The sequence below is a fragment of the Massilia sp. CT11-137 genome, from assembly GCF_047302885.1.
In the GTDB taxonomy this organism is placed as follows: domain Bacteria; phylum Pseudomonadota; class Gammaproteobacteria; order Burkholderiales; family Burkholderiaceae_D; genus Telluria; species Telluria orientalis.
The window spans coordinates 792974-819653 of sequence record NZ_JBKYMP010000001.1 but is presented as its reverse complement, the minus strand read 5'-3'; the positions used below and the strand labels follow the sequence as shown (position 1 = coordinate 819653).

The 26680-nt window shown below is 66.3% G+C and carries 26 protein-coding genes; 11 read left to right on the top strand and 15 right to left on the bottom strand.

Features of this window, described 5'->3' with window-relative positions; translation table 11 throughout:
* Positions 1-31: 31 nt before the first annotated feature.
* A complete protein-coding gene (locus ACEN98_RS03695) occupies positions 32-508 on the top strand; it encodes a chemotaxis protein CheW (protein ID WP_413338047.1) in 477 nt (158 codons plus the stop codon).
* A 96-nt stretch (positions 509-604) separates the two neighbouring features.
* On the opposite strand, the gene ACEN98_RS03690 is transcribed toward ACEN98_RS03695, so the two are convergent.
* Positions 605-2344 (bottom strand): putative bifunctional diguanylate cyclase/phosphodiesterase, encoded by a 1740-nt coding sequence (locus ACEN98_RS03690; protein WP_413381493.1) that lies wholly within the window; start codon positions 2342-2344, stop codon positions 605-607.
* A gap of 208 nt (positions 2345-2552) precedes the next feature.
* Between ACEN98_RS03690 and ACEN98_RS03685 the strand changes: the two genes are divergently transcribed.
* Positions 2553-2741, top strand: a complete 189-nt coding sequence (locus tag ACEN98_RS03685; protein WP_413381491.1) for a hypothetical protein — start codon at positions 2553-2555, stop codon at positions 2739-2741.
* A 3-nt stretch (positions 2742-2744) separates the two neighbouring features.
* Here ACEN98_RS03685 and ACEN98_RS03680 read toward each other — a convergent pair whose 3' ends face one another.
* From ACEN98_RS03680 to ACEN98_RS03670, 3 genes are read right to left on the bottom strand one after another with little or no spacing between them, the layout of a single operon-like run.
* Positions 2745-3128, bottom strand: coding sequence for a response regulator (locus ACEN98_RS03680; RefSeq protein WP_413381489.1), 384 nt, complete (start codon positions 3126-3128; stop codon positions 2745-2747).
* 13 nt (positions 3129-3141) lie between these two features.
* The gene (locus ACEN98_RS03675; protein WP_413381487.1) at positions 3142-3918 is read right to left on the bottom strand and encodes a 5'-3' exonuclease; all 777 of its coding nucleotides are present in this window, start codon (positions 3916-3918) and stop codon (positions 3142-3144) included.
* 7 nt (positions 3919-3925) lie between these two features.
* Positions 3926-4594: a glutathione S-transferase family protein gene (locus ACEN98_RS03670; RefSeq protein WP_413381485.1), complete on the bottom strand. Its 669-nt coding sequence runs from the start codon at positions 4592-4594 to the stop codon at positions 3926-3928.
* A gap of 259 nt (positions 4595-4853) precedes the next feature.
* Here ACEN98_RS03670 and ACEN98_RS03665 point away from each other — a divergent pair, with 259 nt between their 5' ends.
* From ACEN98_RS03665 to ACEN98_RS03650, 4 genes are all read left to right on the top strand, one after another.
* The gene (locus ACEN98_RS03665) at positions 4854-6770 is read left to right on the top strand and encodes a methyl-accepting chemotaxis protein (RefSeq protein ID WP_413381483.1); all 1917 of its coding nucleotides are present in this window, start codon (positions 4854-4856) and stop codon (positions 6768-6770) included.
* 194 nt (positions 6771-6964) lie between these two features.
* Positions 6965-8890 (top strand): CocE/NonD family hydrolase, encoded by a 1926-nt coding sequence (locus ACEN98_RS03660; RefSeq protein WP_413381481.1) that lies wholly within the window; start codon positions 6965-6967, stop codon positions 8888-8890.
* A gap of 109 nt (positions 8891-8999) precedes the next feature.
* Positions 9000-9572, top strand: coding sequence for a PEP-CTERM sorting domain-containing protein (locus ACEN98_RS03655; protein WP_413381479.1), 573 nt, complete (start codon positions 9000-9002; stop codon positions 9570-9572).
* 28 nt (positions 9573-9600) lie between these two features.
* On the top strand, positions 9601-10428 hold the full coding sequence (locus tag ACEN98_RS03650; protein WP_413381477.1) for a DUF72 domain-containing protein: 828 nt from the start codon (positions 9601-9603) through the stop codon (positions 10426-10428).
* Between the two features lie 30 nt (positions 10429-10458).
* Here the strand turns inward: ACEN98_RS03650 and ACEN98_RS03645 are convergent, their stop codons facing one another.
* The 3 genes from ACEN98_RS03645 to ACEN98_RS03635 are packed head-to-tail and all read right to left on the bottom strand — an operon-like array spanning position 10459 to position 12888.
* Positions 10459-10713, bottom strand: coding sequence for a DUF6587 family protein (locus ACEN98_RS03645; protein WP_413381475.1), 255 nt, complete (start codon positions 10711-10713; stop codon positions 10459-10461).
* 2 nt (positions 10714-10715) lie between these two features.
* Complete coding sequence (gene feoB, locus ACEN98_RS03640) at positions 10716-12608, bottom strand: ferrous iron transporter B (protein WP_413381473.1); 1893 nt, start codon at positions 12606-12608, stop codon at positions 10716-10718.
* 10 nt (positions 12609-12618) lie between these two features.
* Positions 12619-12888, bottom strand: coding sequence for a FeoA family protein (locus tag ACEN98_RS03635; RefSeq protein ID WP_413340702.1), 270 nt, complete (start codon positions 12886-12888; stop codon positions 12619-12621).
* Between the two features lie 244 nt (positions 12889-13132).
* Here ACEN98_RS03635 and ACEN98_RS03630 point away from each other — a divergent pair, with 244 nt between their 5' ends.
* From ACEN98_RS03630 to bfr, 3 genes are all read left to right on the top strand, one after another.
* On the top strand, positions 13133-13351 hold the full coding sequence (locus ACEN98_RS03630) for a bacterioferritin-associated ferredoxin (protein WP_036234554.1): 219 nt from the start codon (positions 13133-13135) through the stop codon (positions 13349-13351).
* Between the two features lie 128 nt (positions 13352-13479).
* Positions 13480-14160, top strand: coding sequence for a PepSY-associated TM helix domain-containing protein (locus tag ACEN98_RS03625; protein ID WP_413340700.1), 681 nt, complete (start codon positions 13480-13482; stop codon positions 14158-14160).
* An 81-nt stretch (positions 14161-14241) separates the two neighbouring features.
* The gene (gene bfr, locus ACEN98_RS03620; RefSeq protein ID WP_413340699.1) at positions 14242-14712 is read left to right on the top strand and encodes a bacterioferritin; all 471 of its coding nucleotides are present in this window, start codon (positions 14242-14244) and stop codon (positions 14710-14712) included.
* Between the two features lie 66 nt (positions 14713-14778).
* Here bfr and ACEN98_RS03615 read toward each other — a convergent pair whose 3' ends face one another.
* The 7 genes from ACEN98_RS03615 to ACEN98_RS03585 form a co-directional block, all read right to left on the bottom strand.
* The gene (locus ACEN98_RS03615; RefSeq protein ID WP_413381471.1) at positions 14779-15738 is read right to left on the bottom strand and encodes a PfkB family carbohydrate kinase; all 960 of its coding nucleotides are present in this window, start codon (positions 15736-15738) and stop codon (positions 14779-14781) included.
* Positions 15689-17065 (bottom strand): MFS transporter, encoded by a 1377-nt coding sequence (locus ACEN98_RS03610; protein WP_413381469.1) that lies wholly within the window; start codon positions 17063-17065, stop codon positions 15689-15691. Before ACEN98_RS03610 ends, ACEN98_RS03615 begins: the two co-directional genes overlap by 50 nt.
* Positions 17062-18006 (bottom strand): PfkB family carbohydrate kinase, encoded by a 945-nt coding sequence (locus tag ACEN98_RS03605; protein ID WP_413381467.1) that lies wholly within the window; start codon positions 18004-18006, stop codon positions 17062-17064. Before ACEN98_RS03605 ends, ACEN98_RS03610 begins: the two co-directional genes overlap by 4 nt.
* Positions 18003-19778 carry an alpha-amylase family glycosyl hydrolase gene (locus tag ACEN98_RS03600; RefSeq protein ID WP_413381465.1) on the bottom strand — a complete coding sequence of 592 codons (1776 nt, stop codon included), beginning with the start codon at positions 19776-19778 and terminating at the stop codon, positions 18003-18005. Before ACEN98_RS03600 ends, ACEN98_RS03605 begins: the two co-directional genes overlap by 4 nt.
* 6 nt (positions 19779-19784) lie before the next feature.
* Positions 19785-22064 (bottom strand): TonB-dependent receptor domain-containing protein, encoded by a 2280-nt coding sequence (locus ACEN98_RS03595; protein WP_413381463.1) that lies wholly within the window; start codon positions 22062-22064, stop codon positions 19785-19787.
* 259 nt (positions 22065-22323) lie between these two features.
* Positions 22324-23337 (bottom strand): LacI family DNA-binding transcriptional regulator, encoded by a 1014-nt coding sequence (locus tag ACEN98_RS03590; RefSeq protein ID WP_413381461.1) that lies wholly within the window; start codon positions 23335-23337, stop codon positions 22324-22326.
* Positions 23338-23341: 4 nt separating this feature from the next.
* Positions 23342-23950: a glutathione S-transferase family protein gene (locus ACEN98_RS03585; protein WP_413381459.1), complete on the bottom strand. Its 609-nt coding sequence runs from the start codon at positions 23948-23950 to the stop codon at positions 23342-23344.
* 165 nt (positions 23951-24115) lie between these two features.
* On the opposite strand from ACEN98_RS03585, the gene purB reads away from it, so the two are divergent.
* Entirely contained in the window at positions 24116-25495 is a 1380-nt protein-coding gene (purB, locus tag ACEN98_RS03580; protein ID WP_413340650.1) for an adenylosuccinate lyase, read from the top strand.
* 100 nt (positions 25496-25595) lie between these two features.
* Here the strand turns inward: purB and ACEN98_RS03575 are convergent, their stop codons facing one another.
* Positions 25596-25880 (bottom strand): hypothetical protein, encoded by a 285-nt coding sequence (locus ACEN98_RS03575; protein ID WP_413381457.1) that lies wholly within the window; start codon positions 25878-25880, stop codon positions 25596-25598.
* Positions 25881-26133: 253 nt separating this feature from the next.
* Between ACEN98_RS03575 and ACEN98_RS03570 the strand changes: the two genes are divergently transcribed.
* Complete coding sequence (locus tag ACEN98_RS03570) at positions 26134-26670, top strand: cytochrome b (protein WP_413381455.1); 537 nt, start codon at positions 26134-26136, stop codon at positions 26668-26670.
* Positions 26671-26680: the final 10 nt, after the last annotated feature.

The following is a 26680-nucleotide window of genomic DNA, read 5'->3' as shown; positions in this document are numbered from 1 at the left end:
TATTGCCACATGGAAATTAACGAGAGATATCATGGCTGAAGACATCAACAACGCGACCGAAGTGCTGTCGTTCCGCCTGGGCGGCGAGGAATACGCCATCAGCATCCTGAAGGTCCAGGAAATCCGCGGCTACGACGCCGTCACGCGCATCGCCAACGCGCCCGAATACCTGAAGGGCGTCGTCAACCTGCGCGGCAGCATCGTGCCGATCGTCGACATGCGCATCAAGTTCAACGTGGGCGCGCCGACCTATGACGCGTTCACCGTCGTGATCGTCCTGAACATCAACAAGCACACGATCGGCATGGTGGTGGACAGCGTCTCGGACGTCGTCACGCTGACGCCGGACCAGATCAAGCCGGCCCCGGACCTGGGCGCCACCGTGTCGGGCGAATACCTGCGCGGGCTGGGCACCGTCGACGAGCGCATGCTCATCCTGCTCGATATCGACAAGCTGCTCGGGTCGGAAGAGATGGGGTTGCTGGCCGCTGCGAAGGACGCGGCGTAAAAATGCCGTCGCCCCCGCGAAGGCGGGGGGCCAAGTTTTAAGCGTATCGAAACGCATGCAAAATTGGGTCCCCGCCTGCGCGGGGACGACGTTGGTTTAAGCTGGCATTGCGTTAGCTTGCCCCCGTCGCTCAACCCACTGCACAAACGCCTGCGGCGCCAGCGGCCGCGCATACAGATAGCCCTGCGCTTCGTCGCAATCCACCTCCTTCAGCACATCCACGACATCCGCCGTCTCCACGCCTTCCGCCACCACGCGGTGCCCCAGGTCGTGCGACAGCTTGATCATCGCCGCCACCAGTGAGCGCTTGCGCTCGTCCCGTTCGATACCGCGCACGAACGACTGGTCGATCTTGACCACCTGCGCCGGCAGGCTTTGCAGATAGGCCAGGCTGCTGTAGCCCGTGCCGAAATCGTCGATCGCGAGCCGCACGCCGGCCGCATCCAGCGCCTGCAGGGTGGCCTCGGCCAGCCGCGGGTTCTTCATCAGCGCACTCTCCGTGATCTCCAGCGCGAGGCTCGATGCCGGCAGGCCGTGGCGGCGCAGGCCGTCGACGATGCGCTCGCAGAAGTCCGGCTCCAGCAGGTTCACGGCCGACACGTTGACGGCCACCTGCAGTTCGATACCCGCTTCCCACCACGCCGCCAGCTGGCGCAGCGCCGTCTCCACGACCCAGCGCGTGGTCGCGCGCACCATCGACGTCTGCTCGACGATGGGAATGAACTCGGCCGGCGACACGTCGCCGAACGTCGGATGCGTCCAGCGCAGCAGCGCTTCCGCGCCGATGCACGCACCGCTGTCCAGGTCGACCTTGGGCTGGTACACGAGCCGCAGCTGGCCGCTGTTCTCGAGCGCCGCGCCGAATTCGTTGATGAGCCAGAAGCGGCGCCGGTACACGGCGTCCTGCTCCCGCGAGAACACGGACACGCCGCGGTCCATCTCGAACGCGTGGTGCGCCGCCGAGTGCAGGTTGCGCAGCAGGTCCGCGCACGCGGTGGGGCCGATCTGGAACGGCACGATGCCCACCGTCGCCGTCGTCACGAAGCGCGACGTCACCGATTGCGCGCGCTGGCGCAGCCAATCTTCCAGGTCCGCGCAGAACCCATCCAGCTCGGTGCCGGCCGGCGCGACGAAGGCGAATTCCGTCGCGCCGATGTGGTACACGGTACCCGTTTTTCCGATCGTCGAGTCCAGCATGCGCACGGCCTCGCCGACGATCTCGTCCTGGTAGGACGCCCCCATCGCGCGCATCGCGTTGCCCAGCTGCTCCGGGCTCGCCAGGTTCACGAGCGCGGCGAGACGGTGTTCGCCACGCGGGCTGTCCATGTTGAGGTCCTTGAAATCGTCGAGGAACTGCGTGCGGTTCGGCAGGCCGCTGACGGCGTCGACGCGGCCCAGCGCATGCTGCAGCTCGATCTGTTCCATCACCATCGCCGCGAGGTCGATCAGCGCCACGCGCTCGGCGTCCGTGATCGTGCGCGGGCTCGGGCCCAGCACGCACATCGCGCCCAGGCACCAGCCGTCGCGCGTGACGAGCGGCGCGCCCGCGTAGAAACGCACGCCCGACGCGGTCAGCACGCTGTCGTGATAGCACGCTTCCAGCTGCAGGTCCTCGATGACCAGCAGCGCGCGCTCGTCGGCCACCTGCCCGCACGGCGCCTTCATGCGCGGGATCGAGTCGCGCTCGACGCCCACGCGCGACTTGAACCACTGGCGGTTGCTGTCCGTCAGCGACACGGCCGCGATGGGCAGCCCGAACAACTGGGCGGCCATGCGGGTGATGCGGTCGAAGGCCTCGCTCGGGGGCGTGTCGAGCAGGTTCAGCTTGCGCAACACATCGAGACGGGCGGCTTCGCCACGCGGGCGGAGGTGGGGTCAGGGGCATGGTTGCCTTCAGTGATTTGACGGATTTGACTAATTCATTGGATTCTGATCGGCAAATTCCCTACGGTCAACAAATAATTCAGTCATATAATCAAATACTTGCCGAATACACGGGAAAGCAACAAATCAAATCCGTCAATTTTATTGATGAGTGACACACATGCAAGGAGAATGCCGTGAGCTGCACGTGCGCTTCTACGCCGGCGTGCCGCTGGCCGATGCGGGCGGCCATGCGCTCGGCACGCTGTGCGAGCTGGACCGCGAGCCGCGCCGCCTGCGCGCGCGCGCAGTCAGGGCATTGCAGGAACCGGCGGCCAGCGCCGCGGAGGAGCTGCGGCGCCGCACCTGAAGGTCAAGGCCCGCGGTGCTTCTTGACGATGGAGATGACGGTATTGCGGATCGTGCGCAGCACCGTGTCGGCCTTGAACGGCTTGACGATGAAGCCGTGCACGCCGGCCGCGACCGCGGCCTGGATGGCGGGTGCGTCGAGCGAGCCGGAGACCATGAAGATCAGCGTCTTGGGCAGTTGCGCGCGCAGCTGGTCGACGGCGTCCCGGCCATCCTCGAACTGGTCGCGCGCGATGCAGAAGATGTGCGGCTGGTGCTTGAGCGCGAGCGCGAACCCGGCCGCCGCCGTATGGGCCTGGCCGGCCACGTCGTAGCCGCCATCCGTCAGCACCGTGTTGAGGAGGCCGCGCGCCACCGCGCTGCCGTCGACGATGATCGCCTTGAGCATCGATTTCCTTTCTTCAGCCTGACTCGTAGGCCAGCATGTTCCACGTGACGCCCAGCCGCACGTCGGTCTTCAGTTGTACCAGCTTGCGCGACACCTCGAGGATCTCGCGCTCCGCGCGCAGGCGTTCGCCCAGCGGCGTCTTGAGGATGCCGGCGCCGGCCATGACGGCGTCCAGGTCGCCGTACGCATTCAGCAGCCGCGCCGCCGTCTTCATGCCGATCTTCGACACGCCCGGCACGCCGTCGGTCGGGTCGCCCATCAGCGCCAGCAGGTCGTGCAGGCGCTCGGGCGCGACGCCGAACTTGTTGCGCACCCAGGCGTCGTCGTGCCACTCGCCCTTGAAATGATCCCACACGAGCGCGCCGTGTGCGATCAGCGGGTGCAGGTCCTTGTCGGTGGTGGCGACGACGGCGTCGCCGCGCCCTTCCGCCAGCCAGCGCATCACGCCCGTGCCGATCACGTCGTCGGCCTCGACCTCGGGCAGTATCAGCACGTGCAGCCCGACACTGCGCAGGCGGTCGTGGAATGCCGGCAGCGCCTCGCGCAGCACGCCCGGCATGGGCGCCCGACCTTCCCGGTAGCGCGGATACAGCGCGTGCCGCCATGTGGCGCCGCCGTAGTCGAACGCGGCCAGCACGTGCGTGGGCGCGTGCGCTTCCAGCAGGTTGCGGAACGACGAGAACGCGTGGCGCAGGGCGATGCTCGCCTTGAGGTCGGAGTCCGGCTCGGGACTCGCCTCGTACACGCGCCGCACGATGTTCAGGCCGTCGATGGCCAGCAGCTTCGCCATGTATCTCTTACTTTACAAAGTCGTATTGCCCGCCGCGTTCGAGCGCGCGCTTGTAGGCCGGGCGCGCGTGGATCTTGTCGAGGAAGGCGACGAGGTTCGGATATTGTGCATCCAATCCTCCGCGCGCGGCTGCGGCTTCCAGCGGAAAGCTGATCTGGATGTCGGCGGCGGAAAACCCGTCGCCCGCGAACCACGTGCGCTTGCTTAATTCTCCCTCCAGGTACGCCAGGTGCTGGCGGATCTGCGGCAGCACGTAGCTGCTCTTGACCTTGTTCGAGATGGCCTTGGCGATCGGGCGCACGAAGAACGGCGCCGGGCTCTTCTCCACTTCGTCGAACACGAGTTTCAACAGCAGCGGCGGCATCGCCGAGCCTTCCGCGTAGTGCAGGAAGTACGTGTAGCGCAGCCGCTCGGGCGTGCCGGGCTGCGGTGCCAATGCGGGGGCGTAGCGGTCGACGAGGTATTCGACGATCGCGCCCGATTCGGCCACGATCGTGTCGCCGTCCTGGATCACGGGCGACTTGCCGAGCGGGTGCACGGCGCGCAGCTCGGGCGGCGCCAGCATCGTCTTCGGATCGCGCTGGTATTTCCTGATCTCGTAGTCCAGGCCCAGTTCTTCCAGCAGCCACAGGATGCGCTGGGAGCGCGAGTTGTTCAGGTGATGGACGACGATCATCAGCGTGTACCAGGATGGGAAAGGCGGTAGCTTAGCATTCTTGCGTGCCGACAAGAAGCAAACCGACAACATACTCGAGGGAAGATAGCCCATATATGTCTGGAAAGATCAGCTCCCAGACCATTTGCAAGACTATAAAAGAACGTTGTAGCGATGCCGCGTCAATGCATGAAATTTGACGAAGTTCACGAATTACGGGCTTCATCCAACGCTTCCCTGATTACACTCCATGTGACTTTCCACAAATCAATTCACGCTCATGAACTTTCGTCAACTCGGCATCCGCAGCAAGCTCGTGCTCAGCATGGGCGTGTGCCTGCTCGTCTTCATCGCCATTTCCTCCACCTTGTCCATTTCGATGACGAGCGCGCAGATGCGCGAGCGCGTCGTCGACAATGAATTGCCGGCCCAGGTCAGCGCCATCCGCAACGACATCCAGCGCCAGATCGCGGAACCCGCCGCGATCTCGCAGACGCTGGCGAACAACACCTTCCTGCAGGCGTGGGAAGACGCCGGCAATCCGGACGACGGCCTCGCCGCGTGGACCGCGCAGTCCAAGCGCCTGTTCGAGGCCAACCACGCGGCCTCCGTGTTCTGGGTGTCGGACACGACGTCGAAATACTTCACCGAAAAAGGGTTCGACCGCGCGATCGACAAGAAGTCGGACAAGGATGCGTGGTTCAAGAAATTCCTCGACAGCGGTGTGTCCTATTCGCTCAACCTCGACAAGGATGGCACCACGGGCGTCTACACGCTGTTCATCGACTCGCGCGTGCAGACGCCGGGCGGCAAGCTGGCGATCGCCGGCCTGGGCCTGTCCGCCGAAGCGCTGGCGAACAGCATCCGCAACTACCGTCTCGGCAAATCCGGCTACGTCTACCTGGTGAGCAACGACGGCACGCTGCTGGTCCACCGCGACCGCAGCCTGCTCGACGGCCACCACACCCTCGACAAGCAGCCCGGCTTCACGCCCGCACTCGTACGTTCGCTGCTGGGCAAGCAGGCATTCGCGTCGAGCCGCTACGACGCGCCGGCGGGCCGCCAGTTCGTCGCCTCGTCGTATGTGCCGGAGCTGAACCTGTACGTCGTGGCCGAGGTGCCGGAGGCCGAAGTGCTCGGCAACATCGGACAGACGGCGGCGGTGTCCGCCATCGTTGCGGCCCTCGTCGGCGGTGCCGTCGGTCTCGCCGCGATCTGGTTCGTCGCGGGCGCCATCTCGGCGCCGGTGATGGGCGCGGCCGGCATGCTGGGCGAGATCGCCGACGGTGAAGGTGACCTGAGCCGCCGTCTGCAGGCGGACGGCGAGGACGAAGTCGGCAAGCTGGCGCAGGCGTTCAACCGCTTCGTCGGCTCGCTGAGCGGCACGATCGGCAAGGTGCGCGACAGCAGCCATGTGATCGCCGGCGCGACCGAGGAAATCGCACGCGGCAACCTGGACCTGTCGGCGCGCACGGAAGCGCAGGCGTCGAGCATCGAAGAGACGGCGGCCGCGATGGAAGAATTGACGACCACCGTGCGCCACAACGCCGAGCATGCGATGGAAGCGAACCGCCTCGTGTCCGAGACGGCGCAGTCGGCCGAGAAAGGCGGCGCCGTCGTGGCGGAAGTCGTGCGCACGATGGGCGCCATCACGCAAAGCTCGCGCAAGATTTCCGAGATCATCGGCGTCATCGACGGCATCGCCTTCCAGACCAATATCCTCGCGCTGAACGCAGCCGTGGAAGCCGCGCGCGCGGGCGAACAGGGCCGCGGCTTCGCCGTCGTCGCGGGCGAGGTGCGCACCCTGGCGCAGCGCTCGGCGGCGGCATCGAAAGAGATCCGCCAGCTGATCCTCGACTCCGTCGCCAAGGTCGACGCGGGCAGCGCGCTGGCGGACGGCGCGGGCCAGGCGATGGAAGCGATCGTCACGTCGGTGCGCCGCGCGGAAGTGCTGATGCGCGACATCGCGGCGTCCAGCCAGGAACAGAGTACGGGCATCGCGCAGGTCAACCAGGCGATCGCGCAGATGGACGACGCGACGCAGCAGAACGCGGCCCTCGTCGAAGAAGCCGCCGCCGCCGCGGCCGCGCTGCAGGAACAGGCGCGCGAGCTGGATGCCGTCGTCAGCACGTTCAAGCTGGCCGCAAGCACGCCCGCGCTCGCCGCACCGGCAGGCCGCAAGCTCCTGTCTGCCTGATCCTCCCGGCCGGTTCCCACCGGCCATTTCTTCAAACCGGGGTCAGAGCCCGTTTTTGGGAAATTTCCAAAAACAGGGCTCTGACCCCGGTGTTTTGGTGGCGCGTTTGCAGACTTTTCCACGGTTCGGTACCATGCTCTGTTGCAATCTTTATCCAAGGTTGCTCACTCAACCGTCCCGTGGAGACCAATCCGATGCCGCGTTACCGCCTGCCGTCCCTGTCCGTCCTTTCCCTCGTGCTTGCCGCCGCCTTCGCCAGCGCCGCGCACGCCCAGACGTCACCGATGGCGCCGGATATCCCGGCCGGAAAATTCGAGACGACGGTCCCGAACGCCGACTACGTCAAGCAGGACGTCATGATCCCGATGCGCGACGGCGTCAAGCTGCATACCGTGATCGTGATCCCGAAGAGCATCGCGGAAGGCAAGGCGCCGATCATGCTGACGCGCACGCCGTACAACGCGTCGGGCCGCGCGGGCCGCATGAAGAGCCCGCACATCACGTCGATTCTCGGCGACGGCGACGATGCCTTCATCGAGAACGGCTATATCCGCGTGTTCCAGGACGTGCGCGGCAAGTACGGTTCCGAAGGCGACTACGTGATGACGCGCCCGGTGCGCGGCCCGCTGAACAACACGCAAGTCGACCACACGACCGATGCCTACGACACGATCGACTGGCTGATCAAGAACATCCCGCAATCGAACGGCAAGGTCGGCATGGTCGGCTCGTCCTACGAAGGTTTTACCGTGCTGATGGCCCTCGTCGACCCGCACCCCGCGCTGAAGGCCGCCGTGCCGATGAGCCCCATGGTCGACGGCTGGCGCGGCGACGACTGGTTCCACAACGGCGCGTTCCGCAACCCGAACCTCGCCTACATCGCCAGCCAGAACGCGGCGCGCGGCGAAGGCGAGAAGATCGTCACCGGCATCAACGACGACTACGACGCCTGGCTGCGCGCGGGCTCCACGTCCGACTTCGCGCACCTCTACGGCGTCGACCAGCTGAACTTCACGAAGAAGCTGTTCGAGCATCCGGCCTACGACAGCTACTGGCAGGAGCAGGCACTGGACAAGATCCTCGCCAGGCGTCCGCTGGCCGTGCCGACGATGACCGTCGTCGGCCGCTGGGACCAGGAAGACATCTACGGCGCCTATGCGACCTATGCCGCCGTCGAGCCGCAGGATAAACTGAATTCGCTGGTGGTGGGCCCGTGGCGCCACAGTGGCGTCAACTACGAAGGCTCGACGCTGGGCGCGCTGAAATTCACGGGCGACACCGCGCGCGAATTCCGCCGTGAAGTCATGCTCCCGTTCTTCAACCAGTACCTGAAGGATGGCGCGCCCGCGTTCGACACGCCGCCCGTGTGGTCGTACCAGACCGGCGTCAATCGCTGGCGCCGTCTCGACCAGTGGCCGCTCGTGCCGGCCTCTACGCCGCTGTACCTGAAGCCGGGCTTCGGCCTCGCCTTCGAGAAGGCGCAGGGCAAGGCCGACAAGACGGCCGCGTTCGACGAATACGTGTCCGACCCGGCGAAACCGGTGCCGTTCGTGCCCCGTCCCGTGCACATGACCGACGCCAGCGTGTGGAAGCCGTGGCTCGTGACGGACCAGCGCAGCTATTCGGACCGCCCGGACGTGCTGACCTACACGACCGCCCCGCTCACCGCGCCGCTGCAGCTGGCCGGCCAGCCGATGGTCGACCTGTACGCGTCGACGTCGGGCACGGACAGCGACTGGGTCGTCAAGCTGATCGACGTGTACCCGGACGAAGTCGCGGCGCAGCCCGAGATGGGCGGCTACCAGCTGCCGATCGCGATGGACATCTTCCGCGGCCGCTACTACCAGGGCCTGGACAAGCCGGCCGCGATCCCCGCGAACAAGGCCGAGCGCTATCGCTTCGCGCTGCCGAACGTCGACCACGTGTTCCTGCCGGGCCACCGCATCATGGTGCAGATCCAGTCCAGCTGGTTCCCGCTGTACGACCGCAACCCGCAGACGTTCGTGCCGAACATCTTCTACGCCAAGCCGGGCGATTATCGCAAGGCGACGCAGCGCATCTATCACGCGCCGGGGCTGGAGAGCGCGATCGAGCTGCCGGTGGTGCAGGCAGGGAAGTAATTCATGCACTGTGGCTGAGCGGCGACACATATGTTAAATCCATAGGACTTTCGTGGACGGCAAGGTAGGCTGTCGTCTGTCGCGCTTGTTGATTCCCGAGGTCCTGCCCATGAAGTTCCCCGTCACCGCCGGCGCCCTGCTGCTGGCCAGCACAATCGCCCACGCCCAGACATCCCACTGGGCCTTCAGCTACACCGGCTTCCACGACCAGGAAGCCGCCGCCTTCCTGCCCGACCTGCGCATCGACGGGTCGTTCACCGGCGTCGACGCCAACGGCGACGGTGTCCTCGAACGGGGCGAGCTGACGTCGCTGCTGGTCGACGCGAAGGACTACGTGGCCTGCGCGGCGGGCAGCAATACCTATTACCACTGCGACGCCGACAGCTTCCGCTTCTCCGCGGAGAGCGGCCTGTCGTTCGGCATCAGCGAATATTCCAGCGATCCGGAAGGCCTGAACGGCGGCGGCCACTTCGTCACGACCGGGCAGATGGTCTACGACTACCAGTTCAACCCGTACGGCGGTTCGGAACACCACCTGCTCTGGACGGACGGCACGACATTCACGATGTCGGCCGCCCTGCCCGGCACGGAATCGGTGCCGGCCGTGCCGGAAGCGCCCACGTGGGCGATGCTGCTGGCGGGCCTGAGCGGCATCGGACTGTGGCGCCGCCGGCGCGCCTGATTTCCGCGGTTTGCCCTAGACTGGGGGCATGGGCGCAATCTACATCGGCATCTCGGGCTGGCGTTACGAACCATGGCGCGGGGTGTTTTATCCGCCCGGCCTCGCGCAGGCGCGCGAGCTGGAATATGCGTCGCGCTTCCTGCCCACCATCGAGATTAACGGCTCGTTCTACTCGCTGCAGCGCCCATCCAGCTATGCGGCGTGGTACGACGCGACCCCGCCCGGCTTCATGTTCGCCGTGAAGGGCAACCGCTTCCTCACCCACATGCTCAAGCTGCGCGGCATCGAGACGCCGCTCGCCAACGTGCTCGCGTCCGGCGTGTTCGCGCTGCGCGAAAAACTCGGGCCGTTCCTGTGGCAGTTCCCGCCGCAGCTGCGCTTCGATGCCGACAAGGTCGAACACTTCCTGTCCCTGCTCCCGCACGACACGGGCCATGCGCTTGCCATCGCGCGCGCCCACGACGAGAAGCTCGCTGGCCGCGCGCTGCTCGACATCGACGCCGTGCGCCCGCTGCGCCACGCCGTCGAAGTGCGGCACGAGAGCTTCCGCGACCCGGCCTTCCTCGCGCTGCTGCGCAAGTACAACGTGGCGCTGGTGGTGGCCGATACGGCCGGCAAATGGCTGGAAGTGGATGACGTGACGGCGGACTTCGTCTACATCCGCCTGCACGGCGAGCACGAACTGTATGCGAGCGGGTACGAGGACGAATCGCTGGAACGCTGGGCCGCGCGCATCCGCGCTTGGGCGCAGGATGGGGATGTGTACTGCTACTTCGACAACGACATCAAGGTCAGGGCGCCGTTCGATGCGAAGCGGTTGATGGAAATGCTGGACCTGCGCTGGCGCGAATCGTAGGCGTAACGCGTGGGCGGAGGGCCGCCCACCCTACGAATGGATCTTGATGATCTTGCGCCCTTTTGCATCCTTCTCCGGCAGCGGCTCGGTCTCGCACGTGCCGCAGGTATCGCACCCGCTGCCGCAGCTGGAATCCGTGCCGAGCCACTTCACGAAACGCCCCTTGCCGGTGCCGCCCGACAGCTTGTAGACGAGCTTTTCGCGCCACGCCTTGGGCAGGTACTTGACCGCCGCATACAGCGCGGCGACGGCGACGATGACTGCGACGACCAGGTACTGGATCATGATCAGCTCCCCAGCACGGCCCGTGCGATGTGGAAAGTCAGGAACGAGGCCGTGTACGCGAGCGCGAACATGTAGCCGGCCATCAGGAATGCGTAACGCACGCTGCCCGTTTCGCGGCGCACGACGGACAGGGTCGACAGGCACTGCGGCGCGAACACGTACCACGCGAGCAGCGACAGCGCGGTCGGCAGGCCCCACGACGCGGCGATGATCGGCGTCAGCGAGCTGGCCACGTCCTCGCCGCCGCCCGACAGCGCGTACACCGTGCCCAGCGCGCCGACGGCCACTTCGCGCGCGGCCATGCCCGGCACGAGCGCGATGCAGATCTGCCAGCCGAAGCCGATCGGTTCGAACACGACGGCCAATGCGCGGCCCAGCATGCCCGCGATGCTGTAGTAGATCGGCGGGTGCGTCGCGCCTTCCGGTGCGCCCGGGAAGCTGGACAGGAACCAGACGAGCACCATCAGGGTGAGGATCACGGTGCCGACGCGGGTGATGAAGATGCGCGCGCGTTCCCACAGCCCCAGCGCCAGGTTGTGCAGGTGCGGCCAGTGGTAGGCCGGCAGTTCCAGCATCAGCGGCTGGTGGCCCTTGGCGCCCATCGTGCGCTTGAACACCCAGGCGACGGCCATCGCGCTGATGATGCCGGCAGCGTACAGCAGGAACAGCACCATGCCCTGCAGGTTGATGCCGCCGGCCAGTTCGCGGTTCGGGATGAACGCGGCGATCACGAGCGCATACACGGGCAGGCGCGCGGAACACGTCATCAACGGCGCGATCATGATCGTGACGAGGCGGTCGCGCGGATTCTGGATCGTGCGCGCGGCCATCACACCGGGAATCGCGCAGGCGAACGACGACAGCAGCGGGATGAACGCGCGGCCCGAGAGGCCGACGCCGCCCATCATGCGATCGAGCAGGAACGCGGCGCGCGGCAGGTAGCCGCAATCCTCCAGCACGAGGATGAACAGGAACAGGATCAAAATCTGCGGCAGGAACACGAGCACGCTGCCGACGCCGCCCAGGATACCCTCGACGATCAGGCTGCGCAGCGGGCCATCGGCCATGGCACCGCCGACCCACTGGCCGATGGCGTCGACCCCGTTCTTGATCAGGTCCATCGGCACGGCGGCCCAACTGAACACGGCCTGGAAAATCAGGAACATCGTGGCCGCGAGGATGACCGGGCCGATCACCGGGTGCAGCACGACGTGGTCGATCTGCTCGCTCAGGTTGCCCTTGTCGTTGTCGAAGCTGACCGTCGCGTCGATGATGCGGCGCACCTCGCGCTGGGTCTCCTCGACCGGGACGGCGTCGATGGCGGACAGCGGATTCGGTTTGACGTGCAGCTCGAGCGGCATGGCTTCCAGCGCCGCCAGCAGGCCCTTCTCGCCGCCGGCCTGCACGGCCACGGTCTCGATGACGGGCATGCCCAGCTCGTTCGACAGGCGCGCCGTGTCGATCTCGATGCCGCGCTTCTTCGCCACGTCGACCATGTTCAGCGCCAGCACCATCGGCAGGCCGAGGCGCTTGATCTCGAGGACGAGGCGCAGGTTCAGGCGCAGATTCGTCGCGTTGACGACGCAGACGACGGCGTCCGGCGTCTGCTCGCCGGCGCGCAGGCCGGCGACGACGTCGCGCGTGATCGCTTCGTCGGGCGTGTGGGCGTTCAGGCTGTAGGCACCCGGCAGGTCGAGCACGCGCAATGCGCGGCCGCCCGGCAGCGTGAAGCTGCCTTCCTTGCGTTCGATGGTGACGCCGGCGTAGTTCGCGACCTTCTGGCGCGCGCCGGTCAGGCGGTTGAACAGGGCGGTCTTGCCACAGTTCGGATTACCCAGCAGGGCGATGAGCGGCGTTTTTGCGGCCGCCTGGACCTGCTGATCTACTGCTCCCATGTCGGTTCCATTACTCCGGCTGGATCGAGACCAGCGCTGCCTCGAAGCGGCGCAGGGCGAACGTCGACTGGCCGACCTTGACCGCCAGCGGACCGCCGGGCAGGCCGCGCTTGAGCATGCGGATGCGCTCGCCCGGCACGAAACCCAGTTCCATCAGGCGGCGCGACACGTCGATGCCGCCGTCGCGGCTGCCGATCGCGTTCGGCGCGAGATGGATCACGGTGCCGCTCTGGCCGGCCTTGAGGCTGTCGAGCGTGGTCAGGGTAGGAGCAAGAGTCATGGTGTCGCTTCCGGAGTAAGGGGCGATGCTTTTACGGTTGGGTACATCATAAACCTAAATGCGAATTATTTCTATTTGCGGTTTGTCTACTTCCGCTCTCTCAGCCTTCATTTAACGCAACAACGCAACAAAAACGCTTGCATTCGCGATCCAACTTGAGCAGAATACGAAGGGTAATGAGAATGATTCGCATTATAGACCAAGTAACAACGGCCTGTGATGCATCCACCACCGGAACCGTCCCATGATCGTCTGTGTCTGCAATAACATCTCCGACCGCGAAATCCGCCAGGCGGTCGACCTCGGCCTCACGTCGATGGCCGACCTGTACAAGGAACTGGGCGTCGGCACCTGCTGCGGCAAATGCGTCAGCTATGCGCGCGAAGTGATGCACGAACACCTGGAAAGCAAGACCGTCGTCACCGAGCTGCGCCGCGCGCCCGCCGACGGGATCGTGGCCTGATCCACACACCTTCCCGCGCGGGCCGCCGCGGTGCCCGATATTGCTATCCAAAATCGGTACGTGCACCCGACCATGCACGACCCGGTCTTGGTAATATGTGACTTCCGACGCATCCGGATTTCACTCCCATGCCCGTAATCCCGTTCCGCCCACCGAAAGCGCCCTTTACGGTCCAGCCGCCTCCGCAGCCCACGCGCCGCGCCGTCATCGTCAAATGGCTGCGCAAGACGCATGGCTGGATCGGTCTCTGGGGCGCCGTGCTCGGCTTGCTGTTCGGCAGCACCGGCATCCTCCTCAACCACCGTGCCGTCATGAAAATTCCTGCCGTCCAGGCGCAGGAGTCCACGGTCCAGGTTCCCTTGCCGAGTCCGGCACCCGGCAGTCCACAGGCGCTGGCGACCTGGCTCAAGCGCTCGCTGCGGCTGGAGCCGGAACCCGGGCGCGTAAAAGCCGAGGCCGCGCGGCCCGTCGCGTGGGGCGAGAAGTCGCTGATCCAACCCGCGCGCTGGAGCGCCAGTTTTACTTCACCGTCGGGCAATGTCCAAGCCGAATATTGGGTCGGCAACAGCTATGTGACCGTCAAGCGTGCCGAGAATAATGTCTTCGGCACCTTGGTCAACCTGCACAAGGGCGTAGGCATGAGTGCCGCGTGGATCCTGCTCGTGGACACGCTTGCCGGCTCCATCATCCTGCTGTCGCTGTCCGGCGTCGTGCTGTGGTCGCTGACCAACCGGCGGCGCACCGTCGGCATCGTGATCGGGGCTATGTCGCTGCTGGCGGCGGGCGGCCTGGCACTGGCGGCGATATGACCCTCCTCCATCGTATGCCCTGCCCGCCTGCCTCGTGGTTTGCTATGATGCTATGACGACAACCGCACGAAAAGGCAATCCATGAAGGGCGATCCCAACATCATCCGGCTGCTCAACGCACAGCTGACCAATGAGCTCACCGCAGTCAACCAGTATTTCCTGCATGCACGCATGTACAGGCACTGGGGCTTCGCGAAACTGGGCAAGAAGGAATACGACGAGTCGATCGGCGAAATGAAACACGCCGACCGCCTGATCGACCGCATCCTGATGCTGGACGGCCTGCCGAACCTGCAGGCGCTGCACAAGCTGCTGATCGGCGAATCGGTACAGGAGATGCTGGAATGCGACCTGAAGCTGGAACGCGCGGCCCAGGTCACGGTCAAGGAGGGCATCGCCGCCGCCGAGGTGGCGCACGACTACGTGTCGCGCGACCTGCTGCTGGAGATTCTCGAGGACACCGAGGAACACATCGAGTGGCTGGAGACGCAGCTCGACCTCATCGTCAAGGTCGGCATCCAGAACTACCTGCAATCGCAAATGGGCGAATAATACGTCGGCAATTCGCGTGCAATGGTGGGCACCCCGTGCCCGCCATGCGTCGACCGGCAGATTGAATCAGGCCGCGTCGCGCCAGCGCGCGACCCACTTGTCATAGAAGCCGATATCGCCGGGCACCGCCCCGCTGACCGCACAGATCGCGCCGGCGAATTCGTTGGCGCGCGCCAGTATGAGCTCCAGCGGCCAGCCGCGCGCGCGGCCCAGCATGAAGATGGCGGCGAAAGCGTCGCCCGCGCCCGTCGTGTCGATCACGAACGGCGGCACCGGGTTGTCGCGGGTGGCGATGTAGCTGCCGTCCGCGCCGAAGTACACGGAGCCGCGGTGGCCCAGCGTCACGATCAGCGCCTCCAGCGCAAACCGGTCCATCAGCGCGCGGCAGGCCGCGTGCACCTCTTCCGTCGACAGCGCCGCGTCGTTCGGGCCGATCTGGAAATACCACTGGAACAGCGCCTGCAATTCCTCCTCGTTGACCTTGACGATGTCGGCCGCCGTCAGCGCCTTCGTGACGATCGGTTCGGTCGCGTGGCCCATGCGCAGGTTGAGGTCGAGGAAGCGCTTGGCCGCCGGCGTCGCGTCCAGCACGGCCGCCAGCGCGAGGCGCGAGCGTTCTTCGCGCTGGGCCAGCGTGCCGAAATACACGGTGTCGTACTCATTGCTTCCCACCTCGCCGGAAACACTCGCTGCGGCGGAGGCGGGGTCGATGAAATCGTAGGCCTGGCGCGGCAGCAAGGTGAGGCGCTGGCTCGTCCCCTGGCGCTCGACGACGGCGCGGCCCGTCTCTTCCATCGTATCGATCTGCAGACCCGTTTCCGGGATCACGAAGCGCTCGAACTCGGCGCGCACGGCGGCGCCGTTGCGGTCGTCGCCGATGCGGGTGATCAGGAGGGGCGGTGCCATGAAGGCGGCCAGGTGGCGCGCCACGTTGAACGGGGCGCCGCCCACGACCAGAGTCCCTCCCGCGCCTTCCTCAACGAGCACTTCGCCGAACACCACCGCCATCCCGTTCCACTTCACCATACGCCATCTCCGTCCGTTCGACCGTACCCGGGGCATTGTAGCGCACCAGGCGCATCGCGAAAGCGGCGCAAACGAGCAGCGCGCCGGCCAGGCGGATCACGTTTTCCGGGTTCCCGCCCAGCCAGCTGTGGTAGTACAGCGGCAGGGTGAAGATCTGGATGATCATCGGGATCACGATGAACATGTTGAAGATGCCCATGTAGACCCCCGTGCGTTCCGGCGGCAGGCTGGACGCGAGGATCACGTACGGATTGCCCATGATGCTGGCCCACGCGAGGCCGATGCCGACCATCGGCACGAGCAGCAGCACCGGCGTGTGGATGTGGGGGATCGCGAGCATGCCGGCGCCGGCCAGCAGCAGGCACACGGCGTGCACGACGTGCGGCCCGTGACGCCGCGCGAACGGCACCAGCGCGAACGCGGCGAGGAACGCGATGAAGTTGTAGAACGCGCCGATCTGGCCGTTGAGCAGGCCCGCGTCGCGAAAGCCCGGCGAGGCCGCGTCGCTCGTGCCGAACAGGGTGCGCGCCAGCGACAGCGTGATGAATTGCCAGTAGCAGAACATCGCGTACCACTGGAAGAGCTTCACGAGGGCCAGCTGCTTCATCGTCACCGGCATGTCGCGCACGGCGGCGCCGATCTCCGCCAGCGTATGCTTCCAGCCGCCTGGCGTGGCGCGCAGCGCGGCAAGCGCGTGCGGCGGCAGCGGGTCTTCCGGCGTCGTCTTCACGGACCACAGCACGGACACGAGCGAGCACACGGCGCCGATCAGGAATGCCGCGACGACGACCTGCGGGATATGGCTGCCGTTGACGGCATCCTTGTCCATCCCGATCCACACCAGCAGCGACGGCGTCAGGTAGGCCAGCGTCTGGCCCAGGCCCGTGAATGCGCTCTGCGTGAGGAAGCCGAGCGAGTGCTGGCTCGCGGGCAGCTTGTCGCTGACGAACGCGCGGTACGGTTCCATCGTCACGTTGTTCGCGGAGTCGAGGATCCACAGCAGGCTCGCGGCCATCCACAGCGTCGGGCTGTACGGCATTGCCAGCAGGCCGAGGCTGCACAGGATCGCGCCGATCAGGAAGTATGGCGTACGTCTGCCCCAGCGGCTGACGGTGCGGTCGCTCATCGCGCCGATCAGCGGCTGCACGAGCAGGCCCGTGACGGGACCGGCCAGCCACAGGTAGGGCAGGCTCGCCTCGTCGGCGCCGAGGTATTTGTAGATGGGGCTCATGCTGCTCTGCTGCAGCCCGAAGCTGAACTGGATGCCGAAGAATCCGATGTTCATGTTGACGATCTGCCAGAACGTCATGCGCGGCTTGGCCATCATGGCTCCCAGCGGTCGATGAATGGACGGTAGAACGCATGATCGTCCGGGACGGCGCCGACGATGCCGCACACGGCGCCGGCGAATTCGTTGGCGCGGGCAAGCGTGGCATCAAGCGCCCAGCCGCGGGCGCGGCCCAGCAGGAACACGGCGGAGAAGGCGTCGCCGGCGCCGACCGTATCGGCCAGCTGCACGGGGACTCCCGGCGCCGGGGTTGAGTGATAAGCGCCATCGGCACCGAGATACACGGCACCGCGCGGCCCCAGCGTCACGATCAGGCCCGTCAGGTTGAACACGCGCAGCAAGGTCGCGCACGCGTGGCGCACGTCGGCGCATGCCATGTCGTCAGTCGGGAGCCGCATGTGGGTGTACCAGCCGAACAAATCCTGCAACTCCTCTTCGTTGACCTTGACGATGTCGGCCGCGTGCAGCGACGCGAACACGCACCGCTCCGTCACCTGCCCTTCCCGCACGTTCAGGTCCAGGTAGCGGCAGGCATCGGTCGCGCCCAAGAGCCGCGCCAGCGCATCGCGCGATGCCGGCTCGCGCTGGGCCAGCGTGCCGAAATACAGCGTCGCGGGCGCGGCGGCCGTCATGGCCGTCATCGCGGGCTCCGCCTCGATGGCATCATAAGCCTGGTGCGGCAGGATCGTGAAGCGGTGGCCGCCGTCGCTGTGGCGTTCCACACTCACCCGGCCGGTCGGCAAGGCCGCATCCACCTGCAGCCCGGCCATCGGCAGGCCGAAGCGCTCGAACTCCGCGCGCATGCGGGCACCATTCTCGTCCAGGCCCACGCGGGTGAGCATCAGGGCGTCCTGTCCCAGCGCGGCCAGGTGGCGCGCGACATTGAACGGCGCGCCGCCGATCACCTGGCGGTCGCCGAAGTCGTCCACCAGCGCTTCGCCGAACACGGCGACGGTTCCATTGACACGTTGCGTCATCATAGCCACACCTGATCCCACGGCGCCAGCGTCACCGCGCCGGCGCGGCCGTACGCGGCCAGGTCGACGGTCAGCGCGCGGCCGGAAAAATTGAAGAGACTTAGGAAGCGCTCGCCGCGCGCCAGCGCCAGCAGGGCCGGATCGCCGGCGGGCAGCACCGTGCACGGCGTCCCGGCCGCAAGGTCCGGCGTCGCGCGGCGCTGCCGGATCAGCCGGCGCAGGCCCGCGTACGCGCGGCCGGCCGGCGTCGTGATGTCGTCACGCGCCGCGTGACGCGCTTCGTCGAACGGCGCACGCTGGATCCAGCGGCTGTCGTGCGCTTTCGCCGGGTCGGCAAGATAACTGTCGTCGTTGGCCATCGCCAGCTCGTCGCCCATGTACAGCACGGGCAGCCCGCCGAAGCACAGCGCGAGGCCGTGCACGAGCAGCAGGCGCCGCAAGCCTTCCTCGGATCCGTCCGCGCCGGACAGCGCCGCGGCCGTGCCGTTGGTCGCGAGGCCGCCCTGGAAGCCGACGCCTGCGGCATAGCTCACCTCGTCGTTATAAAAGCGCGCGACTTTGGCCAGGCGGTCGAGATTGCCCGCTTCGGCCAGCAGGTGCTTCCAGCCGATGTCGTCGTGGCAGCGCACATAGGTCAGCCAGCTCGCGCCCGACGGCAGCGGCGGCGTGGCGGCGGCGACCGCGCGCACGAGGCCCGCGTCTTCCTCGGCCAGCGCGGCCCAGCCGGCCGTCATGAGGGTGCTGTGGTACGCGAGGTGGCATTCGGGCGCTGCGGCGTCACCGAAGTACGCGGGCAGTTCGCGCGTGGGCACGATCGCTTCGGCCTTCAGCAGCACGCCGGGTGCGGCGATGTCGACGATGGCGCGCAGTGCCTGCAGCAGCAGGTGCGCTTCCGGCTGGTTCATGCAATCCGTGCCGAGGCGCTTCCACAGGAAGGCCGTCGAGTCGAGGCGGAACACGTCGACGCCGCGGTTCGCGAGGCGCAGCAGCGCCGCCGCGACCGCTTCGAACACGGCCGGGTTGGCGTAGTTCAGGTCCCACTGGAACGGGTAGAACGTCGTCCACACCCAGCCGCCCAGCGCCGGGACATGCGTGAAATTGCCGGGCGCCGCCTGCGGGAACACCTGGCCCAGCGTACGTTCATACGCCTGCGCCCTGTCTTCGTCCAGCACGTGGAAGAAGGCGCGCATGGCGGTGTCGCCGGTCAGGGCGCCCAGCGCCCACGGATGGTCGTCGGCCACGTGGTTCAGGATCAGGTCCGAGCACAGGCTGATGCCCGCTTCGCGCAGCGCCGCCGTCAGGTCTTCCAGGTCGGCCATCGTGCCGAAGCGCGGGTCGACCTCGTCGAAGCTCGCGACGGCAAACCCGCCGTCGCTCTCGCCCGCGCGCGGACGCAGGAACGGCAGCAGGTGCAGGTACGTGACGCCGAGGTCGCGCAGGTGCGGGATGCGTTCCTTCACGCCGCGCAGGTTGCCGCCGAACTGGTCGACGTACGCGCTGTAGCCGAGCATCGTCGGCGCGCAGAACCAGCGCGGATCGTCTTCGCGGGCGGCGTCGAGCGCCTGCAGCGCGGCCGGGCGCGCGGCCATCAGGCGCCCGATCCCGGCCATCAGGTTGTCGAACCAGCCGGCGTGGCCGGGCAGGTGGCCGTACAGGCGTTGCAGGCGATCGGCCAGCACGGCCTCGTGGCGCGTGAAACGGCGCTGCGCGTCGGCGTGGCGACCCAGAGGCAGCCCGTCGAGCAGGCGGCGCAGGGAGTGGGACATCGTGCTCATGGATCCTTAAAACGCGTACTTGACGCTGGCCTTCACGGCGCGCCCCGTGATCGAACGGGCGGCATGGCCGTCGCCTTCGATCTCGGTGTAGCCGATGCGGTTGAACAGGTTGTTGGCGTTCAGGGACAGCTGCACCTTCGGCGTCAGCTGGTAATTCAGGAACGCATGCACGACCGTGTAGCCGGGCAGGACGAGCGTGTTCGCATCGTCGCCCCAGCTTTTACCGGTGCCGACGACGGCCAGGCCGAAGTTGGCCGCGCCCAGGTCGTAGCTCGGCGTGAGCTGGTACACGGCATGCGCCTGGCGGCGCGGCGTGTGGCCGATCGTGGCTTCGCCGCCCGGTGCCGTCGCGGTGATCTTCGCATTGGTCAAGGTGAGCCCGCCGTTGACGCGGAAGTCGCCCACGCGATAGGCCGCTTCCAGTTCGGCGCCTTTCGCGTCGTAGCTGTTCGCGGTCGACAGCTGCGTCGTCGCTTCGTAGTTGCTCTCGCGGGTCCTGGCATGGAACAGCGTCAGGAACGTGGACAGGCCGCCACTGCGCCATTTCACGCCGCCTTCCAGCTGTTTCACGGTGTTGATGCTGATCGGCGCGCTGCCGTCCAGCGGGGTGCCGAACAGGATGCGGTCGGCGTTGAACGCCACGCCTTCGCTCGTGCGGGCGAACAGCGCCAGCGACGGCGTGATTCTCCAGTTGCCGCCCACCGAATACGAGGTGTGGCCGATGTCGTAGTCGACATGCTGCACGGTACCCGGCTGGTACGCCGCGGCATTGGTGGCGATGTTGGCGCTGCCCCCGGCATGCTGGCGGTCGCGGCGCACGCTGGCGTCCACATTGACGGTGCCCTGCTCCCAGCCGATGTTCGCGTACGGCGAGTTGGTGCGGTATTCGACGTCGACGGCGCGCGAGCAGCAGCCGCCGAATGCCGGCCCCACGTAGCCCGGCGTCGTGCTCGCGGTCTTCAGCAGCGCGGGGTCGTCGCCGGTCGCCTGCATCAGGTACTGGTTGAAGTTCCAGGTCAGGCCCAGCTTCTGCAGCGACGAGTACCAGCCCGCCGTCACGTTCAGCTTCGCGCCGTCGATTTTAAACGTCTTGGTCAGGCGCGCATCGTTCAGCGTGTTGCCCGCGTCGTCGATCGACGTGTTGAAGACGACGGCATTAAAGGCGCGGCCGTTGTAGGCCTGGCCGGCGCTGGGGCCCGTCGCGAAGGTATAGCTGCCCACCGTGCCGCTGTCGGCCGGGAAGACGCCCACGAAGCGGCCGCTGTTGGACGCCTTGCGGAACTTGTCCGTCACGGTCCAGCCATTGCCCAGGTCGAACGAGCCTTCCAGGCCGATCGCATTGCTCTTCACGGACAGGCCGTCGTTGACGTCGCTCGCGACGCGGCCGTTGCCCTTGGTGAGGGAGACGTCCTGCACCCAGTACGGCGAATAGAACGAGGCATAGCGCGGGTCGATGCCGGCGATTTCCGAGATGTGGCCGTTGCCCACCAGGACCGGCACGGGCAGCGCCGTCGGGCTCTGGTCGTCGAGGTGCTTGAGCGAGACGCGCACGTAGCCGCCGTCGAAGTCGTGCGTGAAGTTCGCGCGCAGCTGGCCGCCCCGCTCGTCCTTGCCGGCCGCGTTGCGGATGCCTTCGCCGCGGCGGTAGAAGCCGCCGACGAAGAAGCGGTCGCGCTCCGAGACCGGCGCGCCGTAGTCGAAGTCGACGCGCGTGCTGTCGTAATCGAGGCCGCGCGACAGGCCGATGCTGCCGCCCTGCTGCGCACCGTCCTTGGAGATGAAATTGATGATGCCGCCGGGCGAGTTGGTGGCCAGGGTCGAGGCCGAGCCGCCGCGCACGGCTTCCACGTGGTCGAGGGTGCCGTCGATCTTGATGTAGCTGTCGGGGGTGATGAAGTTGAAGTCGCCGAACTGCAGCACCGGCAGGCCATCTTCCTGCATCTGCACGTAGCGCGCGCCGCCCGCGGAGATGGGCACGCCGCGCACGGTGATGTTGGCATTGCCTTCGCCGCCCGACGACTCCGAGCGCACGCCCGGGATCGAGCGCAGCACTTCGGCGGCGCTGGTCGGCGCGAGGTTCTGGATGGCGTCCGCTTCCAGCGTGCTGACCGAGACGCTCGACTTCATCTTGCTCGAACCGATCGGCGTGCCGGTGACGACGACGCGTTCCATCTTCAGGCCATCGGTAGCCGATGCCGGCGCGGCGGCTTCCTGCGCGGACGCCGCACCCAGGTGCAGCAAAGCCAGCGCCACGGCACGCGCCGTGTGCTTCATGCGAACTTCCATGTCTCCTCCGTTTGTATTCGATTTGTTGGCACCTTGTCAGGCACGCGGCCATTATTTCCCTATTTTTGGAAAAATGCAAACGATTGCAATAACGTTGCAAAAACGCTGCAACAGATCAACGTAGGGTGGGCACCCCGTGTCCACGCGCTCTTGTGCGACGCTTTGGCGTTACGTGGGCACGGGGGCGCCCACCCTACGCTTCGATTGCAATCGTTTGCAAAAAAAAAGGGGATGCAACGCAGGTCGCGGCGGCGCCCGGTCAGGCGCTGGCGCGGACGATCAGTTCGGTGGGAAGCTGGACGGAAGGTGCGCTGCGGCCGTCGACGAGGACGAGCAGCGCATCGACGAGCGCGCGCGCGGCCACGTCGCGCGGCTGGGCGACGGTGGTGAGCGGCGGGTGGAAATAACTGGACAACTCGATGTCGTCGTAGCCGACGACGGCCACGTCGACCGGCACGTCCTTGCCCAGTTCGCGCATGGCGTGGATGGATTTCATCGCGAGCAGGTCGCTGCTGGCGAACAGGGCATCGTACGCGACGCCGCGCCGGGCCAGTTCCGCCACGGCCTGGCCGCCGCTCTCGGGCAGGAACGACGAGGCCACGTGCAGTTGCGGATCGGGAGAGAGGCCGTGCGCGGCCAGCGCCTCCACGTAGCCGCGGTGGCGCTGCTCGACTTCGGGCAAGCTGGTGTCGCCGAAGAAGGCGATGCGGCGTCGGCCCTGCGCCAGCAGGCGTTCCGTCGCGAGACGGCCGCCCGTGACGTTGTCGCCGCCGACCGTCGTGTACAACTGCTGCGGCAGCTGCGCGCCCCAGACGACGAACGGCACGCCGCGCGCGGCCATCTTGTTGAGTTCAGCGTGGTGGCGGCCCTGGCCGATCAGGATCACGCCGATGGCGCGGCCGCCGTCGAATGGGGCGGCGGCGGCGTCGACCTGGTCGGCGTCCACGCGCGAAACGAGCGTGTCGAAACCCTGTTCGCTGAGCGCGTCCGCGAGGCCGCCCAGCATCGACAGGAAGAACGGGTCGGTCAGTTGCTGGCGCGAGGACTGGTCGATCGGGATGACGACGGCCACCGTGCGGTTCTGCTGCAGCCGCAGGTTTTGCGCGCCGATGTTGATCGTGTAATTCAGCGAACGCGCGAGGTCGAGGATGCGGTCGCGCGTTTCCTGGTTGACGAGGGGGCTGTGGCTGAGCGCGCGCGAGACGGTCGACGTCGACACGCCCGCGAGGCGCGCGATGTCGACCATTTGCAACCGCCGGGACGACGAGGACATCGTATCAGTGCGGGACGGTGTCCTTGAACGACGGCCGTTCCGACAGCTTGTCGAACAGGCGCGCCAGGTTCGGATACGCGCTGCGCCAGTCGATGTCCGGGAAGCGGAACGACAGCCAGCCGAGCGTGCAGCCGACGGCGACGTCGGCCAGCGTGTAATGGATCCCCATGCAGAACGGCTGTTCGCCGAGGTTCTCGGACATCACGGCAAGACCGCCGCGCACCTTGCCCATCTGGCGGTCGAACCAGGCCTGGCTCTGCTGCTCGCCCGGGCGCCACGTGCGCTCCAGGTAGGCCAGCACGGCCGCGTCCAGCACGCCGTCCGCGAGCGCTTCCCACACCTTGACGTTGGCGCGGTCGCGGCTGTTCGGGGGGAGCAGCTTGCACACGGGCGTCAGCGTATCGAGATATTCCGCGATCACGCGCGAGTCGTACATCGTGCTGCCGTCTTCCATCACGAGGCACGGCACCTTGCCCAGCGGGTTCGACGCAGCGATCTTCGTTTCCGGCGCCCAGACGTTTTCCAGCTCGAACTGATAGTCGAGCTTTTTCTCTGCCAGGACGACACGCGCCTTGCGCACGTAGGCACTGGTGAAGGAACCGATGAGTTTCATAGATGCTCAGTCATGTGGATTGGCAGACAGTATAGCATCGGCCTATCGCCCGCCAAACGCCGGCGAAACGCCTGCAACGGTGGCCAAATGAGACTTGACAAAGCGGCCAACCCCAGGCTGCCGATGGTAGAATCTCGTTTTTGCACTCACCGCCTCCCTCCTCCCATGACCTCTACCGCATCCTCCTCGACCCTGTCGGCCCTGTCCCCGCTGGACGGCCGCTACGCCGCCAAGACCGACAAGCTGCGTCCGATCCTGTCGGAAGCCGGCTTCATGCACCACCGCGTGAAAGTGGAGATCGCCTGGCTGCAGGCGCTGTCGCAGGCCGGCTTCGCCGAACTGAAACCGTTCTCCGCCGACGCATCCGCCCTGCTGGACAAGCTGGCCGCCGACTTCTCCGACGCGGACGCCGCCCGCATCAAGGAAATCGAGGCCGTCACGAACCACGACGTGAAAGCCGTCGAGTACTGGCTGAAGGAACAAGTGAAGGACGTGCCGGAGCTGGTCGCGGCGTCCGAATTCATCCACTTCGCGTGCACGTCGGAAGACATCAACAACACGTCGCACGGCATGATGCTGAAGGCGGCGCGTGACGGCGTGCTGCTGCCGTCGCTGCAGGCCGTCATCGCCAGGCTGACCGAGATCGCGCACACGAACGCCGACCTGCCGATGCTGTCGCGCACGCACGGCCAGACCGCCAGCCCGACCACGCTCGGCAAGGAATTCGCCAACGTCGTCGCGCGCCTGCAGCGCGCGGTGAAGCGCATCGCGGACGTGGAAATCCTCGGCAAGATGAACGGCGCCGTCGGCAACTACAACGCGCACCTGTCCGCGTATCCGGGCTTCGACTGGCCGGCGTTCTCGAAGAACGTCATCGAACAGCGCCTGGGCCTGACGTTCAACCCGTACACGATCCAGATCGAGCCGCACGACTACATGGCCGAGCTGTTCGACGCGATCTCGCGCACGAACACGATCCTGCTCGACCTGAACCGCGACATCTGGACGTACGTGTCCCTCGGCTACTTCAAGCAGAAGCTGAAGGCCGGCGAGATCGGCTCGTCGACGATGCCGCACAAAGTGAACCCGATCGACTTCGAGAACTCGGAAGGCAACCTGGGCCTGGCCAACGCCGTGCTGCGCCATATGGCCGATAAACTGCCGGTGTCGCGCATGCAGCGCGACCTGACCGACTCCACCGTGCTGCGCAACATCGGCGTGGGCTTCGGCTACGCGCTGCTCGCGTACGACAGCTGCCTGCGCGGCCTGAACAAGCTGGAAGTGAACCCGGCGCGCCTGGAGCAGGACCTGGACGCGAACTGGGAAGTGCTGGCCGAGCCGGTGCAGACCGTGATGCGCCGCTACGGCATCGAGAACCCGTACGAGCAACTGAAGGAACTCACGCGCGGCAAGGGCATCACGCGCGACGCGCTGCAGGAATTCATCGGCAAGCTGGCGATTCCGCAAGATGCCAAGGACCTGCTGCTGGCCATGACGCCGGCGAATTACACCGGTCTGGCGGCGCAGCTGGCGAAGGCTATCTAAGTCGATGAACGTCGCCCCCGCGAAGGCGGGGGCCCAATGTTGCATGAGCTGCCGAAACGCGTGCAGAACCTGGGTTCCCGCCTGCGCGGGAACGACGGGTTTAGCGCTGCCACGTCAGCTTCACCCCACCGTCCCGGGCACCTCGGTCCGCACCGACGCCACGCCATACTCCGCGTGCCCGCCGTTCAGGTTCGTCCCGATCACCGCCCCCCATCCCCGGCGCGAAACGCCAGCCGAACCGGGCATCCACGGCCCAGTAAGCCGGCACGTTCGGAAATCCCGGCGCGCCATTGCGGCGCACGGCCAGTTCCAGTTCACGGTCCGCGTCGATCGCGTGGCTGGAACGCAGCTGGGCCGTGCAGGCGGGATCACGCCCCGTCGTCATCGGGCTGCCATTTTTTTAACATTTTACCTTCACGCATGCGCGGCCCAGTGCGCACATGGGCAGACATGGCATATGCGTCACGGATTGTCCCACTGGCTGAACAAAGTTATCCGTATGGATAGCTTCCGCGCAATATTTGGAACCGTTAAAGTATCCCTATTGCAAATCCACAGCTACCCGCAACTCATGCTAGTGTGCTGGGTAGTTTGGTAATATTTAGTTCTAATTCGTACTAATTCATCGGAGACCCGTCATGCAGCGCTACACCACGACCGCCATCGTGCTTCACTGGCTGATCGCCGTGCTGATCATCGGTGCGTTCACGCTGGGTCTCGTGATGACGGACATTCCCGGCATCTCGCCCACCAAGCTGAAGTATTTTTCGTGGCACAAATGGGCCGGCGTGACCGTGCTGCTGCTCGCCACGATCCGGCTGCTGTGGCGCCTGAAGAACCGTCCGCCGGCGCTGCCCGCCACGATGCCCGCGTGGCAGCGCGGCGCCGCCCACGGCCTGCATCATCTGCTGTACGTGCTGATCTTCGCCGTGCCGCTGTCCGGCTATTTCTACACGCTGGCGGCCGGCTTCCCGGTCGTCTATTTCGGCCTGTTCCAGCTGCCCGTGTTCATCGCCAAGAACCCGGCACTGGCCGACACGCTGAAGCCGATCCACTACTGGCTGAACATGGTCATGGCCGGCCTCGTCGGCCTGCACGTGGTCGCCGCCCTGAAGCACCAATTCGTCGACCGCGACGGCACGCTCGGACGCATGCTGCCCGGCCGTTCCCACTGAAGGAGAAAAC

What these genes read in the sequence shown, in the direction of transcription:
- ACEN98_RS03695 (WP_413338047.1), top strand. Translation starts at nt 32, where the DNA reads ATGGCTGAAGACATCAACAACGCGACCGAAGTGCTGTCGTTCCGCCTG.
- ACEN98_RS03685 (WP_413381491.1), top strand. Translation starts at nt 2,553, where the DNA reads ATGCAAGGAGAATGCCGTGAGCTGCACGTGCGCTTCTACGCCGGCGTG.
- ACEN98_RS03680 (WP_413381489.1), bottom strand. Translation starts at nt 3,128, where the DNA reads ATGCTCAAGGCGATCATCGTCGACGGCAGCGCGGTGGCGCGCGGCCTC.
- ACEN98_RS03675 (WP_413381487.1), bottom strand. Translation starts at nt 3,918, where the DNA reads ATGGCGAAGCTGCTGGCCATCGACGGCCTGAACATCGTGCGGCGCGTG.
- ACEN98_RS03670 (WP_413381485.1), bottom strand. Translation starts at nt 4,594, where the DNA reads ATGATCGTCGTCCATCACCTGAACAACTCGCGCTCCCAGCGCATCCTG.
- ACEN98_RS03665 (WP_413381483.1), top strand. Translation starts at nt 4,854, where the DNA reads ATGAACTTTCGTCAACTCGGCATCCGCAGCAAGCTCGTGCTCAGCATG.
- ACEN98_RS03660 (WP_413381481.1), top strand. Translation starts at nt 6,965, where the DNA reads ATGCCGCGTTACCGCCTGCCGTCCCTGTCCGTCCTTTCCCTCGTGCTT.
- ACEN98_RS03655 (WP_413381479.1), top strand. Translation starts at nt 9,000, where the DNA reads ATGAAGTTCCCCGTCACCGCCGGCGCCCTGCTGCTGGCCAGCACAATC.
- ACEN98_RS03650 (WP_413381477.1), top strand. Translation starts at nt 9,601, where the DNA reads ATGGGCGCAATCTACATCGGCATCTCGGGCTGGCGTTACGAACCATGG.
- ACEN98_RS03645 (WP_413381475.1), bottom strand. Translation starts at nt 10,713, where the DNA reads ATGATCCAGTACCTGGTCGTCGCAGTCATCGTCGCCGTCGCCGCGCTG.
- feoB (WP_413381473.1), bottom strand. Translation starts at nt 12,608, where the DNA reads ATGGGAGCAGTAGATCAGCAGGTCCAGGCGGCCGCAAAAACGCCGCTC.
- ACEN98_RS03635 (WP_413340702.1), bottom strand. Translation starts at nt 12,888, where the DNA reads ATGACTCTTGCTCCTACCCTGACCACGCTCGACAGCCTCAAGGCCGGC.
- ACEN98_RS03630 (WP_036234554.1), top strand. Translation starts at nt 13,133, where the DNA reads ATGATCGTCTGTGTCTGCAATAACATCTCCGACCGCGAAATCCGCCAG.
- ACEN98_RS03625 (WP_413340700.1), top strand. Translation starts at nt 13,480, where the DNA reads ATGCCCGTAATCCCGTTCCGCCCACCGAAAGCGCCCTTTACGGTCCAG.
- bfr (WP_413340699.1), top strand. Translation starts at nt 14,242, where the DNA reads ATGAAGGGCGATCCCAACATCATCCGGCTGCTCAACGCACAGCTGACC.
- ACEN98_RS03615 (WP_413381471.1), bottom strand. Translation starts at nt 15,738, where the DNA reads ATGGTGAAGTGGAACGGGATGGCGGTGGTGTTCGGCGAAGTGCTCGTT.
- ACEN98_RS03610 (WP_413381469.1), bottom strand. Translation starts at nt 17,065, where the DNA reads ATGATGGCCAAGCCGCGCATGACGTTCTGGCAGATCGTCAACATGAAC.
- ACEN98_RS03605 (WP_413381467.1), bottom strand. Translation starts at nt 18,006, where the DNA reads ATGATGACGCAACGTGTCAATGGAACCGTCGCCGTGTTCGGCGAAGCG.
- ACEN98_RS03600 (WP_413381465.1), bottom strand. Translation starts at nt 19,778, where the DNA reads ATGAGCACGATGTCCCACTCCCTGCGCCGCCTGCTCGACGGGCTGCCT.
- ACEN98_RS03595 (WP_413381463.1), bottom strand. Translation starts at nt 22,064, where the DNA reads ATGGAAGTTCGCATGAAGCACACGGCGCGTGCCGTGGCGCTGGCTTTG.
- ACEN98_RS03590 (WP_413381461.1), bottom strand. Translation starts at nt 23,337, where the DNA reads ATGTCCTCGTCGTCCCGGCGGTTGCAAATGGTCGACATCGCGCGCCTC.
- ACEN98_RS03585 (WP_413381459.1), bottom strand. Translation starts at nt 23,950, where the DNA reads ATGAAACTCATCGGTTCCTTCACCAGTGCCTACGTGCGCAAGGCGCGT.
- purB (WP_413340650.1), top strand. Translation starts at nt 24,116, where the DNA reads ATGACCTCTACCGCATCCTCCTCGACCCTGTCGGCCCTGTCCCCGCTG.
- ACEN98_RS03575 (WP_413381457.1), bottom strand. Translation starts at nt 25,880, where the DNA reads ATGACGACGGGGCGTGATCCCGCCTGCACGGCCCAGCTGCGTTCCAGC.
- ACEN98_RS03570 (WP_413381455.1), top strand. Translation starts at nt 26,134, where the DNA reads ATGCAGCGCTACACCACGACCGCCATCGTGCTTCACTGGCTGATCGCC.